Annotated in this window: 17 protein-coding genes; 13 read left to right on the top strand and 4 right to left on the bottom strand. The window is 42.5% G+C overall.

All coding sequences use genetic code 11. The features are described from left to right. Window positions 1-16: 16 nt before the first annotated feature. Window positions 17-760: a helix-turn-helix domain-containing protein gene (locus G587_RS0102555; protein ID WP_026490965.1), complete on the bottom strand. Its 744-nt coding sequence runs from the start codon at window positions 758-760 to the stop codon at window positions 17-19. Window positions 761-841: 81 nt separating this feature from the next. Here G587_RS0102555 and G587_RS0102550 point away from each other — a divergent pair, with 81 nt between their 5' ends. Continuing rightward, on the top strand, window positions 842-2,203 hold the full coding sequence (locus G587_RS0102550) for a sodium-dependent transporter (RefSeq protein ID WP_026490964.1): 1,362 nt from the start codon (window positions 842-844) through the stop codon (window positions 2,201-2,203). Between the two features lie 75 nt (window positions 2,204-2,278). On the opposite strand, the gene G587_RS0102545 is transcribed toward G587_RS0102550, so the two are convergent. Together G587_RS0102545 and G587_RS21095 are read right to left on the bottom strand one after the other, a co-directional pair. Then, window positions 2,279-3,043, bottom strand: a complete 765-nt coding sequence (locus G587_RS0102545) for a ParA family protein (RefSeq protein ID WP_026490963.1) — start codon at window positions 3,041-3,043, stop codon at window positions 2,279-2,281. Between the two features lie 12 nt (window positions 3,044-3,055). Continuing rightward, complete coding sequence (locus tag G587_RS21095; RefSeq protein ID WP_035785317.1) at window positions 3,056-3,310, bottom strand: DUF6465 family protein; 255 nt, start codon at window positions 3,308-3,310, stop codon at window positions 3,056-3,058. 165 nt (window positions 3,311-3,475) lie between these two features. Here G587_RS21095 and G587_RS0102535 point away from each other — a divergent pair, with 165 nt between their 5' ends. Continuing rightward, window positions 3,476-3,700: a hypothetical protein gene (locus G587_RS0102535; protein WP_026490962.1), complete on the top strand. Its 225-nt coding sequence runs from the start codon at window positions 3,476-3,478 to the stop codon at window positions 3,698-3,700. Between the two features lie 54 nt (window positions 3,701-3,754). Here the strand turns inward: G587_RS0102535 and G587_RS0102530 are convergent, their stop codons facing one another. Continuing rightward, window positions 3,755-4,864 (bottom strand): cation diffusion facilitator family transporter, encoded by a 1,110-nt coding sequence (locus G587_RS0102530; RefSeq protein WP_026490961.1) that lies wholly within the window; start codon window positions 4,862-4,864, stop codon window positions 3,755-3,757. A gap of 125 nt (window positions 4,865-4,989) precedes the next feature. On the opposite strand from G587_RS0102530, the gene G587_RS0102525 reads away from it, so the two are divergent. The 11 genes from G587_RS0102525 to G587_RS0102475 all read left to right on the top strand — a co-directional run bounded on the left by G587_RS0102525 (window position 4,990) and on the right by G587_RS0102475 (window position 15,956). Further along, a complete protein-coding gene (locus G587_RS0102525; RefSeq protein WP_026490960.1) occupies window positions 4,990-5,586 on the top strand; it encodes a manganese efflux pump MntP in 597 nt (198 codons plus the stop codon). A gap of 14 nt (window positions 5,587-5,600) precedes the next feature. Next, window positions 5,601-6,209 (top strand): NUDIX hydrolase, encoded by a 609-nt coding sequence (locus tag G587_RS0102520; RefSeq protein ID WP_026490959.1) that lies wholly within the window; start codon window positions 5,601-5,603, stop codon window positions 6,207-6,209. Between the two features lie 100 nt (window positions 6,210-6,309). Continuing rightward, entirely contained in the window at window positions 6,310-7,008 is a 699-nt protein-coding gene (locus tag G587_RS0102515; RefSeq protein ID WP_035785312.1) for a YggS family pyridoxal phosphate-dependent enzyme, read from the top strand. Window positions 7,009-7,126: 118 nt separating this feature from the next. After that, the gene (locus tag G587_RS0102510; RefSeq protein ID WP_026490957.1) at window positions 7,127-7,399 is read left to right on the top strand and encodes a hypothetical protein; all 273 of its coding nucleotides are present in this window, start codon (window positions 7,127-7,129) and stop codon (window positions 7,397-7,399) included. Window positions 7,400-7,440: 41 nt separating this feature from the next. Next, window positions 7,441-8,592: a GGDEF domain-containing protein gene (locus G587_RS24055; protein WP_051200574.1), complete on the top strand. Its 1,152-nt coding sequence runs from the start codon at window positions 7,441-7,443 to the stop codon at window positions 8,590-8,592. Between the two features lie 97 nt (window positions 8,593-8,689). Beyond that, the gene (locus tag G587_RS21085; RefSeq protein ID WP_081679301.1) at window positions 8,690-11,374 is read left to right on the top strand and encodes a right-handed parallel beta-helix repeat-containing protein; all 2,685 of its coding nucleotides are present in this window, start codon (window positions 8,690-8,692) and stop codon (window positions 11,372-11,374) included. Window positions 11,375-11,393: 19 nt separating this feature from the next. Next, the gene (locus G587_RS0102495) at window positions 11,394-12,695 is read left to right on the top strand and encodes a hypothetical protein (protein WP_026490956.1); all 1,302 of its coding nucleotides are present in this window, start codon (window positions 11,394-11,396) and stop codon (window positions 12,693-12,695) included. Continuing rightward, on the top strand, window positions 12,695-13,414 hold the full coding sequence (locus G587_RS0102490) for a DUF6320 domain-containing protein (RefSeq protein ID WP_026490955.1): 720 nt from the start codon (window positions 12,695-12,697) through the stop codon (window positions 13,412-13,414). The genes G587_RS0102495 and G587_RS0102490 overlap by 1 nt, the downstream gene beginning before the upstream one ends. After that, window positions 13,411-14,586, top strand: a complete 1,176-nt coding sequence (locus tag G587_RS0102485) for a pectin acetylesterase-family hydrolase (protein ID WP_026490954.1) — start codon at window positions 13,411-13,413, stop codon at window positions 14,584-14,586. The genes G587_RS0102490 and G587_RS0102485 overlap by 4 nt, the downstream gene beginning before the upstream one ends. A gap of 66 nt (window positions 14,587-14,652) precedes the next feature. Further along, on the top strand, window positions 14,653-15,459 hold the full coding sequence (locus tag G587_RS21080) for a class B sortase (RefSeq protein WP_051200571.1): 807 nt from the start codon (window positions 14,653-14,655) through the stop codon (window positions 15,457-15,459). Window positions 15,460-15,482: 23 nt separating this feature from the next. After that, window positions 15,483-15,956 (top strand): LPXTG cell wall anchor domain-containing protein, encoded by a 474-nt coding sequence (locus G587_RS0102475; protein ID WP_155829400.1) that lies wholly within the window; start codon window positions 15,483-15,485, stop codon window positions 15,954-15,956. Window positions 15,957-16,251: the final 295 nt, after the last annotated feature.

Below are 16,251 nucleotides of genomic sequence, written 5' to 3'. Positions count from 1 at the left end.
AAAACCTGAAAGTGTATCACTTCCAGGTTGTTCCGTAATAGGTTTCTCTGTATTTTTTTGGTGTCATTCCGGTATCCTCGAAGAAGAGCTTACTAAAATGACTTTGTGAAGAGAATGAGAGATAGTTGGAAATCTCTATAATAGAATAATCGCTGAATCTTAAAAGGTTCTTGGCTTTATCGAGCTTTACATTGCGGATATAATCGCTGGGGGATATCCCGAGCTCTTCCTTAAAAAGCCTTGAAATATGACTTGTGGATGTATCCAGATGGTCAGCCAGATCATCAATTGTTATTCTGTCATTTACATTGGCATAAATGTAATTCAGACATTCATTGGTGGTCTTTGAGAGATTCGCGTTGTGGCGAAGGTCCTTCATTCGCACTGTGTAGTCCATTACCATCTTTGAGTGGAGATTGGATAATTCCTGTATGGAGCTTATGTCGTCAAGCTTTTGTATATAAAAATCGCTTAGCCTGAAGGCTCGTTCCATTTCCATTCCTTTTTCTGTACAGATTCTGGTGATGAGCGCAACACTGACTACAAAGTGATATTTTAGATTTTGAAGAGGATCTCTTGATAATGTTCCAGTTCCGTTGGAATCAAGGAACCTGTGATTGTCGATATTGTCCTGAATGGCGTCGATATCACCATTTGCCACACTTTGATAGAACATGTACTCATCGTTTTGCTGACGGTGAGTTACCTCGTTCTCTGATAACCTTATTTCGTTTTCTTCCCAAGCTTTATGAAAATCCATAGTACACCTTTGTTGATAAAATAGTAATTTCTTAATATGATTATACAATAGAGTTTTGTATAAAAAAGGGGATATTAAAAAATGAACGAAGAGAGAGGGAGTTTTGGCTCCAGACTAGGCTTTATTTTAGTTAGTGCAGGATGTGCTATCGGAATAGGAAATGTATGGAAATTCCCGTATGTTGCCGGTGCTAACGGAGGAGCAGTTTTTGTACTTTTTTATCTGGTGTTCCTTGTTCTTATGGGAATTCCGGTAATGACCATGGAGCTGGCAATAGGAAGAGCCAGCGGTAAGACGGTTGTCCGTGGATATCAGAAGCTTCAGAAAAAGGGGCAGCACTGGCATATACACGGATGGCTGTGTATGCTTGGCTGTTATCTTCTGATGATGTATTACACAACCGTATCAGGCTGGATGGTCGACTATTTCTTTAAATTTGCTTCCGGACAGTTTTCAAGGATTGATCCCGAAAATGTGGGAGATGTATTTACTTCCATGCTTGCAGATCCTGAGGAGATGGGCATATTCATGGCTCTTACAGTAATTTTTGGCTTTGGAGTGCTGAGCCTTGGTGTTGCCGATGGCCTTGAGAGAGTAAACAAGATTATGATGATTGGACTTCTTGCTCTTATCATAGTTCTTGCAGGTCATTCACTTACACTTAGTAATGCCGCTGAGGGCGTGAAGTTTTACCTTCTTCCCGACTGGAACAGAGCTATGGAGGTGGGAATAGGAAAAGTTATAAGCGCTGCCATGAACCAGGCCTTCTTTACACTAAGCCTTGGAATCGGCGCCATTGAGATATTTGGAAGCTATATGTCAAAGGATCATACTCTTACAGGAGAAGCAGTGAGAATTTGTGCGCTTGATACCTTTGTTGCACTTATAGCCGGACTTATCATTTTCCCTGCATGCTTCAGCTTTAATGTTGAGCCAGGTCAGGGGCCTTCACTTATTTTCATAACTCTTCCCAGAGTATTTATGAATATGAACATGGGAAGGATTTGGGGAACACTTTTCTTTGTATTTATGACCTTTGCAAGCTTTTCAACTGTTACAGCTGTATTTGAGAATCTGGTGGCGTTCCTTTCAGATAATTTTGGCTGGAGCAGAGGCAAGTCTATTCTTGTAAACGGTGCATTTATTCTAATCGCAAGTATTCCCTGTGTTCTGGGCTACAACGTGTGGAGTGATCTCCACATCATAGGAGCAAGGGACGTCCTTGATTCTGAGGACTTTATTGTAAGTAATCTGCTTCTTCCCGGTGGATCACTTATATTCCTGCTTTTCTGTACAACAAAATTTGGCTGGGGATTTGATAAGTATCTTGCAGAGACAAATACAGGATCAGGTCGCGAGATGCCTGCCTTTTTGAAAAACTATTTTAAGTTTGTTCTTCCAATATTGATACTTATTATATTGATTCAGGGACTTATTCCTTAATTAAAGCTACATGAATAGAAAAAATGAACTCCGCCTCAGATTTGAGACGGAGTTTTTGTTCACATAAAAATGTTTTTATTTTGATTTCTTAAGAAGCTCTTTTGAAAAATCGATGTAATCAAGACAGGTATTGCACTTGGGGGCGTAGTCTATAAGGAGTTTTTTAGCTTCCTGTGCTTCCTTTGTCTTTACGCATTCGCGGATGACAGTCTTAAACAGACGTGTATCCATTTTCTTGGCAACCTGTTCTATGTTGTCACGGGTTTCTCTTTCAAGATTGGACCTGCCTGAGTACCTGACAAGAAGGAGACCTGCGATAGACAGATTTTTGTTCTGACGCTTCTTCACTGACATGATAGTGTCGTGGAGCTGCTGAATACCCTGCATGGCATAGGAGTCTGCAGTTACGGGAATGATAACCTTGTCAGCGGCGATAAGGCAGTTATAGAGAATTACGTTAAGTGAAGGGGCAGTATCGATAACGATATATTCGTAGCCCGCAAGCTCATCAAGAGCGTCCTTCAATCTGTAAAAGCCCTCAAGGTCACCGTCAAGCATCTTCTCAGCTTTTACAAGCAGAGGGTCGGATGCAACGATGTCTCCGTTTTCTGTGTGCTGAATTGCTTCTGAAATAGGAAGCTTGTCTGAGTCAATGATTACGTCGTAAAGAGTTGCGACGTCTTCAATTTTAGCTTCATAGGTGCTGGTGCTATTGCACTGTGGATCAGCATCTATTAAAAGTGTCTTTGCCTTCTTCCCCAAAATTCCGGCAAGATTTGTTGCTGTTGTACTTTTTCCAATACCGCCTTTTTGATTGGCGACTACAAATATTGTAGACATTTTTCCTCCTCCTTAGAAGTCAATAGAACCGTTGACCTTATCGTTAACAACGTAGAATACTTTCTGTTCTTCAGGCTTTACATAGACATCAATCTTTTTGAAATCAGCCTCGGATACGCCCTTTAATATGGCATCCTCCTTGATCTGCTTTAAAAGCTCATCTGTGTTACGATCCTTGTTCTGAAACTGAACTACAATATTTTTCTGTGCGCTGGCAAAGCTCCCTGTTGCCTCAAGAGCTCTTTTGACGCTACTTTGTCTGGCCATGATGGATCCCCCTTTGCTGTTGTTTATGAATTTTTAATATTTTATCACATATACGAGGAAACTTGGCGTTCAATTTTTATTAAGATTATGAACACAATTTGATAACAAAACCTTGTTACCATCTTTATTAGGGTTTTTTATGGCAAAAAATTTGGAAAGGACGGTATGAAAATGGGTTTACTTGAACTGAAAATTGCGGAGTTTGTTGGAAACTATTCCAGAAATCACGGCTATCAGCCTACAGTGGAAGAGCTTATAAGAGTATTTGGATTACCTATAATTATGTATAAGATGTTTTATGTACTTAATCTTTACAGGATCGGAATGATCCGTAATTCATTATTCTTCGGAACAGGGAATCTGCAGCTGATTCCCATGAAGTGCAACTAAATATGCAAAATAAAATCACAGTCATTACGTAATGGCTGTGATTTTTTGTGGAAGCTACATGTCTCTGTCGCTGTGGATGTCTATGGTGTAGTCGGGATAGCTCTCAGTGAGATGCATCCTTGCGTGGTCAACTACTGCGTCAGGGTATTGTGCATCAAAGCTTACAATTACATCCAGATCAATGCTTTTTTCTTCAATATCTATGTGAACTCCATGAACCTGTAATATACCATCTATATGCTCAAGGCGTCTTATGATCTCATCGCGCATATCATTGCTTTCGCTGTTTACAACGCATATACCTATCGCACTGAGGATAATGTTGTAGGCATCAAGAGCATCATCCTTTATGTGGTGACTTATCTTATAGATCTCATTGGCTGTCATATTGCTGTCCACATCAATGACAACAGAGCCTATAAGTCTCTCGGGACCATAATTGTGGAGAACAAGATCATGGACATCTAAAACCTCTTCAAAGCCTGAAATATACGCCTTTAGTCTGTCGGCAAGCTCTCTGTCTGCGCGTCTTCCCAGAATATCATTCATATCATCGAAAAGAAGCTCAAAGCCTGCTTTGATAATACAAAGAGCTATTAAAAGACCTATATATGCATCTATTTGTATATGGGCAAAAATAGACAGGATTGCCGATACCAGAACTGCCAGTGAGATCATGCAGTCATTTATCGCGTCCTGTCCGGATGCAATAAGGGCGGGAGATGAGTTTTCTTTTCCGCGGTGCTTTACAAAGTTTCCAAGGGAGTACTTTGTGAAAATTGTGATGAGAAGAATTAAGATGCTATAGCCTGAATAATTGGTAACAGTGGGCTTTAGGATCTTTTTTATGGATTCAAAGCCGGCGGTCGCTCCTGCATAGATAATGATTATGGCTACAATTACAGCACTGATATACTCGATTCTTCCATGTCCCATGGGATGGTCCTCATCAGGTGCCTTCTCAGAGAGCTTTAAGCCTGCTATGGTGACCACGGAGCTCACTACATCAGTCAGGTTGTTCAGGGCATCCATAAGCATAGCGATAGAGCCCGCCATCACTCCGAATATGGACTTTATTATTACAAGTCCGATATTGACCAGAATCCCAATGAGGGAGGTATGCAATATTCTTTTATATCGTAGTTTTGTCTTTTCGTTTTCCATAGAAATATTATACAGCGAAGGCGCAGTGAATGATAATAAAAAAATCCCGCTGTTGATTGACTTTAGCATGCTTGGAAGTGCATAATTGTGAGTATACTTTTTTTAGATAAAGTTGGAGATTTTTTATGACAAATTTAATACTTCTTATCGGTAATTCCATTTTGCTGGGAATAGGACTTGCGATGGATGCCTTTTCTGTATCTATAGCTAATGCAATGGCCGATCCGGCCATGAGTCCCAGGAGAAAAAATGTAATTGCAGGTACTTTTGCGGGATTTCAGTTTCTGATGCCTCTTCTTGGATGGATATGTGTACACACGATTGCTACCTTATTCACTCAGTTCCAGGCTTCGATTCCCTGGATTGCCCTGATTCTTCTTTCATATATCGGCGCGAAGATGCTTAAGGAAGGAATTGTTGAGCAAAAGAGCGATGAACCTGTAGAGAAGGAGCCCTTAACCTTTAAGCTCCTTATGATTCAGGGCATTGCCACAGCGATAGATGCGCTATCAGTAGGCTTTACGATTTCAGACTACGGGGTAGCAGAGGCAGTTGCTTCGTCGCTTATTATCGGAGCGGTGACCTTTGTTATATGCAGAATAGGACTCCGCCTTGGAAGAAAATTCGGACTTAAGCTTGCGGGAAGAGCTACCATTGTAGGCGGACTCATTCTTATCGGCATTGGAATAGAAATATTCGTAAAAGGAATTTTGGGCATTTAAGGAGATAATGAAAAATGGCAACAATCAATTCTGTTGAACAGCTTACAGAAAACAGATTTGTGAATCTTTTCCATGTAAAGGGGGAAAATGATAAAGGACATCAGGCTAATTACTATGTGGCATCAAGGTCAAAAACAAAGGATGATCTGATGATAACCACAGGTAAAAACGTGGCTGATGGTGTATCAATCTATGCACTCTGCGGAGAAAATAAGGATAAGGTTGTACTCGTAAGACAGTACAGATATCCCATAGATACTTATATTTATGAATTTCCGGCAGGGCTTTGTGAGCCCGGCGAGGACTACAAGGAAGCTGCAGTAAGGGAGCTTCATGAGGAGACAGGACTTGATTTCCATCCCCTTGATGTGGATCCTATGTACGAGCTTCCCCGCTTTTCATCAGTTGGAATGACCGATGAATCCGTAGCGATGGTGTTTGGATATGCTGATGGCAAGATTACAGACAAATATCAGGAGGCCAGCGAAGAGATTCAGGTAGTTATAGCAGACAGAGACGAAGTGAGAAGAATTCTCAGGGAGGAGCACGTGGCAATTCTTGCAGCCTATCAGCTCCAGCACTTCTTACATGATGAGGATCCGTTCGCATTTTTGCAAAAATAAGTTTCACAAAATGGCTGTAGCGCCAGATGGTTAAATCATCTGCCTTATCCCTTGGGGAGAAGGTGGCACGAAGTGACGGATGAGGGGAGAAGGGAGAAAAATGTCAATAAGAGAGAATCTACAGGACGTAGAAAAGAAAATACAGGCCGCCTGTGACAGAAGCGGTCGCGACAGAAGCGAGGTTACACTTATTGCTGTAAGTAAGACTAAGCCCGTATCTGACATAAGACAGGCTATGGACTGCGGAATAACAGTTTACGGCGAGAATAAGGTTCAGGAGATAAGGGATAAAACCGAGGAGATAAAAGAGCCTCTTCATTGGCACATGATAGGACACCTTCAGACCAACAAGGTTAAATATCTTCCCGGAAAGGTGGATATGATCCACTCCGTTGATAAGCTCAGCCTGGCTGAGGAGATAGAGAAGCAGGCAGCAAAAAATGACCTTGTAATGGATGTTCTCTGCGAGGTAAATATGGCAGCTGAGGACACAAAGTTTGGACTCACTCCGGAGGAGACTCCCGAGTTTGTAAGAACAATAGCAAAGCTTCCTCATGTACGTGTCCGTGGTCTTATGACCATTGCTCCTTATACAGATGACCCGGAATCAAACAGGGTATATTTTAAGGGCCTGCGAGAACTTCTGGAAGCTCTGAAGGCTGAGAATATTGAAGGAACACAGCTGGATACCCTTTCAATGGGTATGACCGGTGATTACGAGGTTGCAATCGAAGAGGGAGCAACCTTTGTAAGGGTTGGAACCGGAATATTCGGTGAGAGAGATTACTCTAAAAAGTGATAGCGAGTTTACCAATTTTTCATATTCATTTAATTGATAATATACCGCTTGGACTTTAGAATAATTGTAGGGCTTTTTAATCATTTTTTTTAGCCAAATACTTCGTCGGAGCTGTCTGATGCTTAGAACAATGCCTCTTACAAAAAATCTTACACTGGATCAGATCAATCATCTGATAGATACCGGTCATGTTTTTGTGGCACCACTTGGCATGAACAGGACGGCTTATATTGTCATAAATCACAAGCCGTTTATGGTTGTTGTGACAGATGTTTCCATTAATGGCATTCAGCTTTCAGGCTCCTGGTATACCTGGAATGAGCTTGAACAGATGGGCGGAGTTTTTGAATCGGAATTCGAGGCACTTAAGGCTGTGGCCAACGGTGCATAATATATCGTGTTTTACGAAATAAAGTTTTTAGGGGGCTTCAAGTGACAGAAGTTTTTTACTATGCAGAGGCTAATATAGCCTGCATGCTTATTTTGGGGCTTGTTCTTGTTAAAATCAATCAAGGCATAGATCGTCAGATTTCAACAATAGTAATAAGACGCATGATTTGGATTATGATGGGTTACTTTCTGTCCGATGCAGTGTGGGCGCTGTTTGAGGGCGATGTATTTCCTGTGAACGAAAGCGGAATGTATATTATTACTATTATTCCATACGGATTCATTGTGGGCTGCAGCTTTTGCTGGTTCATATACTGTGAGCTTCTTCAGCAAAACAAGAATATAGTCACGGCGAGATCCTTGATTCGCAGCTCGATTCCAATGCTTGCAGCGATAATAATGATAATATTCGGCTCCTTCAGAGGTTACGTGTTCTATTTTGATGAAAACGGAACCCTTAAGTATGGTCCGCTTTACGCGATATTCCTGCTTATTCCTACAGGATATATGCTGTATTCCTCTGCAAAGGGCTTCTATAGAGCCTACACCCAGGAGCGTTACCTTGATAACAGCCTTTATTTTGTAGTAGGTATTTTCCCTATCCTGCCTCTTGTGTGCGGCGCTCTGCAGTCGATTTTCCTTACTACACCGATCATGTGCTATGGCGCAACACTTTCTGTGCTGATTGTTTATCTTACTTCTATTGAGAATCTGGTATCCATGGATTCACTCACTCAGGTAAATAACCGTCACCAGATGCAGAGATATCTTATGAGAAAAATGAAAGCACCGTCTCCCGGACTTTCACTTTATCTGATGATCATCGATGTTGACCATTTCAAGGAGATAAATGACACCTACGGACATGTGGAGGGTGATAAGGCTCTGGTCCGTGTGGCAACAGCAATGAAGGAAGCATGTCAGGCACACAGAAACCGCTTCTTTGTATCGAGATATGGCGGAGATGAGTTTATTATCATCGCTGAAACAGAGTATAAGGGCGAGGTCAACTGGCTCTCTGACAAAATAAGGTCAAGCGTTCGTATATTGAATGAGAAGGCGGGAGCACCCTATAACCTGTCTGTCTGTGTCGGAATTGCTGAATATGATTTTGCATCACCAGTTCCGATTCCATCACTGATAGCAAGAGCGGATACGGACCTTTACCATATGAAACATGCTAGAAATGAGTAAAATTTTCGGGCTGCCGTATAGCAAATCGGCAGCCCTTTTCCTTACATATCTGCTATAATTGTTTGTATAAATTATTCTTAATTATGGGGGTATTGCCATGCAGATTTATGTTTCACAAAGCGTAGTTCGAAGTGGCGACGGAACGAGAAATCATCCATTCCGCTTTATTCAGGAAGCTGCTGACATTGCGCAGCCTGGTGATATTGTAATAGTTGCACCGGGCATTTACAGAGAATATGTTCATCCTGCTCACGGCGGTACAAAAGATAATCCTATTGTCTACTGTACTACTGAGCCTCAGGGCGCCGTTATTACCGGAGCCGAGGAGATAAAGGAGTGGGAGCTCTTTAACGGAGATGTATGGAAGGTAAGTATCCCGAACAATATGTTTGGTAATTACAATCCATATACTACGATCCTGGAAGGTGACTGGTGTATTCCCGGGAAGATTAACCATACAGGTGAAGTGTTCCTGAACGGTAAATCCATGTATGAATCCGAGACACTTACCTGTGTTGAGAAGCCTGAAGTGCGTAAGGATTCCTGGGATCCGGAGTTTAGCGTATATGCCTGGTACACGGCTCAGGACATGGATAATACGGTTATCTTTGCCAATTTTCACGGAAAGAATCCAAACGAAGAAAATGTCGAGATCACTGTCAGAAGAAACTGCTTCATGCCACTTGAAAACGGCATAAATTATATAACTGTTTCAGGCTTTGCACTGAGGCAGGCAGCTACTCAGTGGGCTCCGCCTACGGCATATCAGGACGGTCTTATAGGACCTCACTGGTCAAAGGGCTGGATAATCGAGGACTGCGAGATATCAGAGTCCAAGTGCTCAGGTATTTCACTTGGAAAATATCTGCAGCCTAATAACAATAACAAGTGGACAAAGACTTATATAAAGGATGGCACTCAGACTGAAAGAGATGCTGTCTGCCAGGCTGTAAATGAGGGCTGGGATAAGGAGACAATAGGCTCACATATTATCAGAAGATGTGAGATCCATGACTGCGGACAGACAGGTATTGTAGGTCACCTCGGCGGTATTTTCAGTATTATTGAGGATAATCACATCTACAGGATAAATAATAAGCATGATGTTGATGGCGCTGAGATTGGCGGCATTAAGATGCATGCTGCTATTGATACGATTTTCAGAAGAAATCACATTCATCATTGTACGAGAGGTCTGTGGCTTGACTGGCAGGCTCAGGGAACGAGAGTCACCCAGAACTTCTTCCATGACAACACGCCTCCGGAAGGTTGCGAGATTACAAACGGTCTTGCGCTGGGAGAGGATGTCTTTATCGAGGTTTCCCATGGACCTACCCTTGTTGACCACAACATTATGCTCTCGGATATTTCCTGCAGACTCAGTACCCAGGGAATTGCTCTTGTGCATAACCTTTTCTATGGCTCATTTTCATTTGTTGGAGAGGGCACGGATAATGGTGGTAAGAGATTCCAGAGCTGCAGATACACGCCTTATCATGTTCCGCATTCCACTAAGATTGCGGGCTTTATGACGATACTTCACGGAGATGCAAGATTCTATAACAACATCTTCGTACAGAAGGAAATAAGGCAGGATCTCAGGGATTATGTTCATTCCGTAGGCTTTGAGTCCCTTAATCTTTACAACTTTATCTGCGGAACCAAGCCCTATGACGGATATCCCACAAGAGAGAAGTATCTTGCCACATTAAAACCCATGTCAGGAGACTTTGCTACTCCCGGTGAAAATGACAGATACTACGATCATCTTCCTATCTACACAGGCGGCAATGCATTCTTTAACGGAGCGCAGCCCTGCGATAGTGAGAAGGGTGCATATATTGAGAACAATCACACCGTCAGGATCATGGTATCAGAGGAGGATGGACAGTTCAGACTCCATACCAATCTCTACGAGTATCTGCCACGGAGCATGACCTCCATGATCTCCACGAAGGTTCTCGGCGAGGCATTTGAGCCTGAGCAGCTTTTTGAAAATAACGACGGCACAGAGATTATTCTTGATACGGATTATTTTGGAAGGAAAAGAAGTATCCATCCACTTTGCGGACCCTTCGAAGAGGGTGCGGGAGACCGCTTTACAGTGGCTTATCCTACCATGGGAGGCCGCGCAATATATCATCATGATAAGCACCGCCTTGAAGGCCGCGCAAGAAAAAGAATTTCTCAGAGGGAGTTTTCTGAGGTAGAGCCTGAGACTTCACCCTGGGGAGATTTTGAGACCGGTCCTGAGGGAGAGGGCAGCTGGGAGGCTGCTGAAAAGGAAGACGAGATTGTAAGGGTTCAGGCTGACATCACCATGACAGGCTGTGAGAATATAACCTTCCCTTATAATGGAACACTTTTCCAGGTTCAGGATATATTCGTAAGAGGTAATACTGCGTGGCTGAGGGATATGAAAACCCAGAAGCTTGTTGAGGTAGACTGCGAATATGGTATATACTCTGAGAGGAAAAGATGGAGTGTAAACTCCCTGCAGTCAATTGATGTAAGTCGGGATCCCAATATGAGCGGACTTGCTCAGACAGTTGGAACACTTCTGTGTGTACTTAGTAAGAGCATGGCTCACGATCCCACGGATGCCTGCAAGGCCATAAGCACAAGGGTCAACAAGGCTTTAGAGCCCAGGATCACAATGAGACTTACACCAAAATATCTGAAATTTATACAGGAGAAAAAATTTATCTCACTTGAGGACGTCATTTACAGAGTAAAGACAGCTCCGATTGAGCCTGTCACTGAGATTGTAGAGAATCTGTGACATTAGATTTATATATATAATGGAAAAACGTGCAAACTGGTACAAACTTGATAATGCAGCAAAGATCATTCCCTCCACGGTTCGCGGAGCAAATACGAGAGTATTTCGTATTTCCTGCGAGCTATTGGAGGAAATAGATCCTGTCATTCTACAAAGGGCACTTGATGAATCTATCGTCGAATACCCTTTCTTTAACTGTGTCCTGAGGAGGGGACTTTTCTGGTACTACCTTGAGGACAGTAATCTGTCCTGTACTGTTGAGGAGGAGCATCTTCCTGCCTGTAGTCCGCTTTATCTTCCCGGAAAAAAGAACCTTTTATACAGAGTTTTTTATTACAAGAGAAGAATAAGCATAGAGATGTTCCATGTTCTGGCAGACGGAACCGGTGCTTTCATGTTCTTTAGAAGAATGATCACAAGATATCTTGAGATTGCCCATGATTTTCATGTGGATACAGGGTTCTTCGCTGAGGAGATAGCCTCTCTGGAGGAGAGAAACAAGGACGCATTTACTCATTACTATCGCAATCAGAAGGGATTAAAACAGCTTAAGACACTGGCAAGAAACAACGCCTACCAGCTTCATGGTGAGATTGACAGTAACAATGAATCCCACATAGTTGAAGCCTGCGTGTCAGCTGAGAGATTTAAAGAGCTGGCAGTGAATTATGGTACAACAGTAGGAATTCTTAGTACCTCGATTTACATTCTGGCCATAATAGATACAATGTCTGAGGCTCAGAAGAAAAAGCCGATAGTTGTAAGTGTTCCTGTTAACTTAAGGCAGTATTTTCAGTCCTACACAGCAAGAAACTTTTTTGGCGTTATCAGCATAAAGTTCGATCCCTATGACTATGATGGAACTCTTGAGAGCGTAATAGAAGAGGTGGATGATGCCTTTAAGCAGCAGCTTGAGCCCACCAGAGTAAATTCAACCATGAATTCCTATGCGGCACTTGAGCATAATATAGCGATCAAGGTTGTTCCGCTTTTCATTAAGGACTATGCCATAGGGCGTTTTGATGCCGCAGCCAAGAAGGGTGTTACAACATCAATTTCCAATATGGGACTTATAAAAATGCCAACGGAAGTAACACCGTTTATCGACAGATTTTCAGCCTTTATGACTGCAGCTAAGGAGCAGATCACTATATGCAGCTTCGGCGATAGGATGGTGTTTGGTGAGTGCTCTGCATTTACATCTCATCCCACAATGCTGAATCTGTGCAGAAGACTGACAGCGGAGGGACTTGGCGTTGAGCTTAGTACCAACGATTTTGATATCCCTGTTCATGAAAAGAAAACAAAGGAGAGTAAGTAATGTATTATTGCCCGAAATGTAAAATTGTAATAAGGGGAAATAAGTCCTGCTGTCCTTTGTGTGAGGGTAAGATTCTCGGAAGGCAGGACGTACTCAGAACAGGAATCGATGAGAAGATGTATGACATCGACGAATTTTCAGAGGATGATGAGGCTCCTTATCCGACCCTTCCTGAGAGAAGGATCAGCGGAGTTACCTTCGTGAAAATCTGTACCTTTTTACTGGCTGTTACCATTGTAATGTGTGCCGCGATCAAGTATCTCTTCGGAGATGCCGTGTCATGGACGGGAATGGTGGTGCTTGGAAGCATTGTGCTGTGGCTTGATATCCTGGCAATAATGAGATATCGGTACAACATTCTGAAGGTCTTAACCGTGGAAGTTATCGTGGCGATCATAGTCGATTATTACATAGATAAACAGACCGGTTTCTACGGTTGGAGTGTCACCTGGATGATTCCCTTCTGCCTGGTGGGACATACGATACTTAGCTGGATCATCGCCAAATTCATGAAGCTAAGATTTGAGGAATATATTATTTATATCGTAATTGATGCAGTTATGGCCTTTCTCCAGATGATCTTTATCTGGAACGGTGAAAACAAGCTTCCTTACGCTGCAGTATTTGTTATAGCCGGCTTTGCCATAGCTCTTATTGCAACAGTTTTATTCAGATTCAGAGAACTTCGAAGTGCAACGCAGAGGATGTTCAACGTATGAATTATAAGGAAAAACGTATACTCCGAAAGCAGCAGTTAGGGCAGCAAATAGGAGATTTTCTAGAGAATTCCATAGATAAAACGATGGTGGATCGTGACCTTATAGCACCGGAGCTTCCGGAGGAGCCGGAGGAGAAAAAGTGGTACAGGGTCATTATTCCCATGGGCTTATCAGGAGATGGATCAGGATACCATATCTATGTAAAAATAGCTGATCCTAAAAAACTATGTATTTTCTTTTCAGGTGGCGGCGTAGCGTATGACGAGTACACTGCGGCAAGACCCATCACAGGTGGCAAGGTTGCTGCCGATCTTCCGAACTATTATTGGAATAACCTTCGTCCTTTGACGCAGATTATGAATATAGACCTTGGCATAATGAATATCAAGGACCCTGAAAATCCCTTCAGGGACTGGAGCATTATCGATATTGCTTATGCTACGGGCGATTTTCATGTTGGTGATAATGACTTCCCCTATGAGGGTGAGGATCACGAACAGCATGTACTGCATTTCCATGGCTATCGTAATTTCCTGGAGTCCATGAAAATTTCAAAGCAGCTTTTTGAGACTCCCGAGCAGCTTCTTATTGCAGGTAACAGCGCCGGAGCATTTACCGTGCCTGCCCTTACAGATGAAATTCTTAGGGACTGGTATCCTGAGGTAAAGGACGTGACACTGCTTTCGGACAGTGCGCTTCTTCTATACTCCAAGTGGGAGTATACAGCGAGAAATGTCTGGAAGGCTCCGGAGCATATATGTGATGCGATAAAGTCGGATAATATAACCCTTAGCTGGTACAGGAATCTGTATGCAAAATATGGTGATAAGCTGCGCTATCTGTACTCGAGCTCCACGAGGGATTATGTCCTTACGGCTTATTATAACGACATTACCAACAAGACCTATAAGACGGATTCCGATGTTCAGGATGCATATCTGGGTCAGTTAAAGGAGATGGTGCATGAGCTCAAGGCTCTTTCTCCTTCCTTTGGGATGTACATAAATAACTGGACACTTCCGATTGTTACCAAGGGCGGTACTGTTCATACTGCGGTCAGAGAACCCTATTTTACACGCTTTACCCAGGATGATGTCAGCATGGCCAGATGGCTCTACGATGCAGTGAATGGGAATGTCTATGACATTGGAATGAATTTACTTTTGGACTAAACTTTTTACCCCCTTATGCCGAAATAATCTTTGTAAAATAATAATTTGGTATGGGGATTTGTGCTTATGCGAAGGCGTAGGGGGAAAATAAAACAGACAATCAGAAATACTATCCTTACGTTATCCTGTATTACCTTTCTGGTAGTGACAGGTATTTTTGCTGTAGAGATATATCAGGAGCAGGTTAGCAGCGCTAACATGAAAAAGGTACAGGCTATGGCAGCGGTCTCAGTTTCGGAATCCAAGGCTGCTATGGACGCAATAAATGAGTCTCCTGAAGAGCAAAACACGAATCTTGTTTCCCTCAAAATCGAATACCTTTACAAAAAGAATAAGGACCTCACGGGCTGGCTCCGAGTGAACGGGTCTGAGATTGATTATCCGATCATGTATAGAGATGGGGATAATGACTATTATCTTCAGCATGACTTCTTCGGGAATGAAGACAGAAACGGTCTTCTGGTTTTGGATAAAAGATGCAGCTTTGACCTGTCCGATAACCACCTTCTGATACACGGACACAACATGAAATCAGGGGCTCTTTTCGGAACCCTAAAGTACTACAAGGATGATGCATATCTAAGAAAGCATCAGGCAGTTGAGCTTGATACTCCCTCTGAGCAGAGGTTCTATGAGGTTATCGCTGTTGTTGATACCACAGCTAACGGTGAGAAAAACGGATTTAATTACGCAGATTATATTCATATAGATAACAAGGAAACCTTTGATAGTTACGTGGCGAACTTAAAGGCCAGATCAATGCACAAAATAGCTGCAACCGCTTCCTATGGGGATCAGCTGCTGACTCTTTCCACCTGTGACTATACCATGAAAAACGGAAGATTACTGGTGGTTGCCAAGAGAGTTGGATGATTTTGAAAGGTGTGGTGATACGAATGAAAAAGATTAAAATGCTTATAGTTATTCCGATGTGCTGCATGCTTATGATGACACCTGTATCTGCTATTAAGGCAGGCGCTGTAACGGTGGATATAAAGGATAATTATAATGCCGGACTTTTGCAGGAAGAGTCTGATTCCAAGAATGTGGATTATACCATGGAGGGAAGTGCTGCGGATGCGGCTTCTTCGACTTCATCCTCATCGGCAAGCTCCTCAGCTTCATCCAGCAGTGCTGCTTCAAAGAGCTCAAGCGCAGCTTCTTCAGCAAGTAATACGGCATCCTCAGCTGCGTCAAGCGCTGCATCAACAGGAACTACGGTAACGCCTGTGTCTACCACGCAGACCACGGATCTCCCCAAGACCGGAGATGACGACAGAATACTCATAACATTTATTGGAATGCTTGCCAGCTTTTCGATTTTCTTAACAGCTCTTGTGGCAGGAAAAGGTTTTGGCAAAAATGCGTAAAAGAGGAATCACAAAATCATATAAAATGCCAATAAACAGACTATTAATTATTTGTTATAGTGATTCTAGAAAGACCATTTATTGAGGGGGGATTTCTATGGTACATATTGTAGCATCTATTTTAATTTTGATTGCGGCAGTCATCTGTTGGTTCATTCCGAGGACGGCTCCGGAAGAATGACTTAAAGACTAAGCCATCGGGTAGCCGATGGCTTTTTAATATCATAGGAAATTCTATTTTATGAGGTTATGTGATATCTTAAATGTAGCAATTATTTTTAAGAGGGGATAATCT

It is taken from the genome of Butyrivibrio sp. XPD2002 (assembly GCF_000423945.1).
In the GTDB taxonomy this organism is placed as follows: Bacteria; Bacillota; Clostridia; order Lachnospirales; family Lachnospiraceae; genus Butyrivibrio.
This window is presented reverse-complemented; position numbering and strand designations above follow the sequence as displayed.

Bases quoted from the DNA above. Each gene is read 5' to 3' on its own strand.
- G587_RS0102555 (WP_026490965.1), bottom strand. From the start codon at position 760: ATGGATTTTCATAAAGCTTGGGAAGAAAACGAAATAAGGTTATCAGAG.
- G587_RS0102550 (WP_026490964.1), top strand. From the start codon at position 842: ATGAACGAAGAGAGAGGGAGTTTTGGCTCCAGACTAGGCTTTATTTTA.
- G587_RS0102545 (WP_026490963.1), bottom strand. From the start codon at position 3,043: ATGTCTACAATATTTGTAGTCGCCAATCAAAAAGGCGGTATTGGAAAA.
- G587_RS21095 (WP_035785317.1), bottom strand. From the start codon at position 3,310: ATGGCCAGACAAAGTAGCGTCAAAAGAGCTCTTGAGGCAACAGGGAGC.
- G587_RS0102535 (WP_026490962.1), top strand. From the start codon at position 3,476: ATGAAAATGGGTTTACTTGAACTGAAAATTGCGGAGTTTGTTGGAAAC.
- G587_RS0102530 (WP_026490961.1), bottom strand. From the start codon at position 4,864: ATGGAAAACGAAAAGACAAAACTACGATATAAAAGAATATTGCATACC.
- G587_RS0102525 (WP_026490960.1), top strand. From the start codon at position 4,990: ATGACAAATTTAATACTTCTTATCGGTAATTCCATTTTGCTGGGAATA.
- G587_RS0102520 (WP_026490959.1), top strand. From the start codon at position 5,601: ATGGCAACAATCAATTCTGTTGAACAGCTTACAGAAAACAGATTTGTG.
- G587_RS0102515 (WP_035785312.1), top strand. From the start codon at position 6,310: ATGTCAATAAGAGAGAATCTACAGGACGTAGAAAAGAAAATACAGGCC.
- G587_RS0102510 (WP_026490957.1), top strand. From the start codon at position 7,127: ATGCTTAGAACAATGCCTCTTACAAAAAATCTTACACTGGATCAGATC.
- G587_RS21085 (WP_081679301.1), top strand. From the start codon at position 8,690: ATGCAGATTTATGTTTCACAAAGCGTAGTTCGAAGTGGCGACGGAACG.
- G587_RS0102495 (WP_026490956.1), top strand. From the start codon at position 11,394: ATGGAAAAACGTGCAAACTGGTACAAACTTGATAATGCAGCAAAGATC.
- G587_RS0102490 (WP_026490955.1), top strand. From the start codon at position 12,695: ATGTATTATTGCCCGAAATGTAAAATTGTAATAAGGGGAAATAAGTCC.
- G587_RS0102485 (WP_026490954.1), top strand. From the start codon at position 13,411: ATGAATTATAAGGAAAAACGTATACTCCGAAAGCAGCAGTTAGGGCAG.
- G587_RS21080 (WP_051200571.1), top strand. From the start codon at position 14,653: ATGCGAAGGCGTAGGGGGAAAATAAAACAGACAATCAGAAATACTATC.
- G587_RS0102475 (WP_155829400.1), top strand. From the start codon at position 15,483: ATGAAAAAGATTAAAATGCTTATAGTTATTCCGATGTGCTGCATGCTT.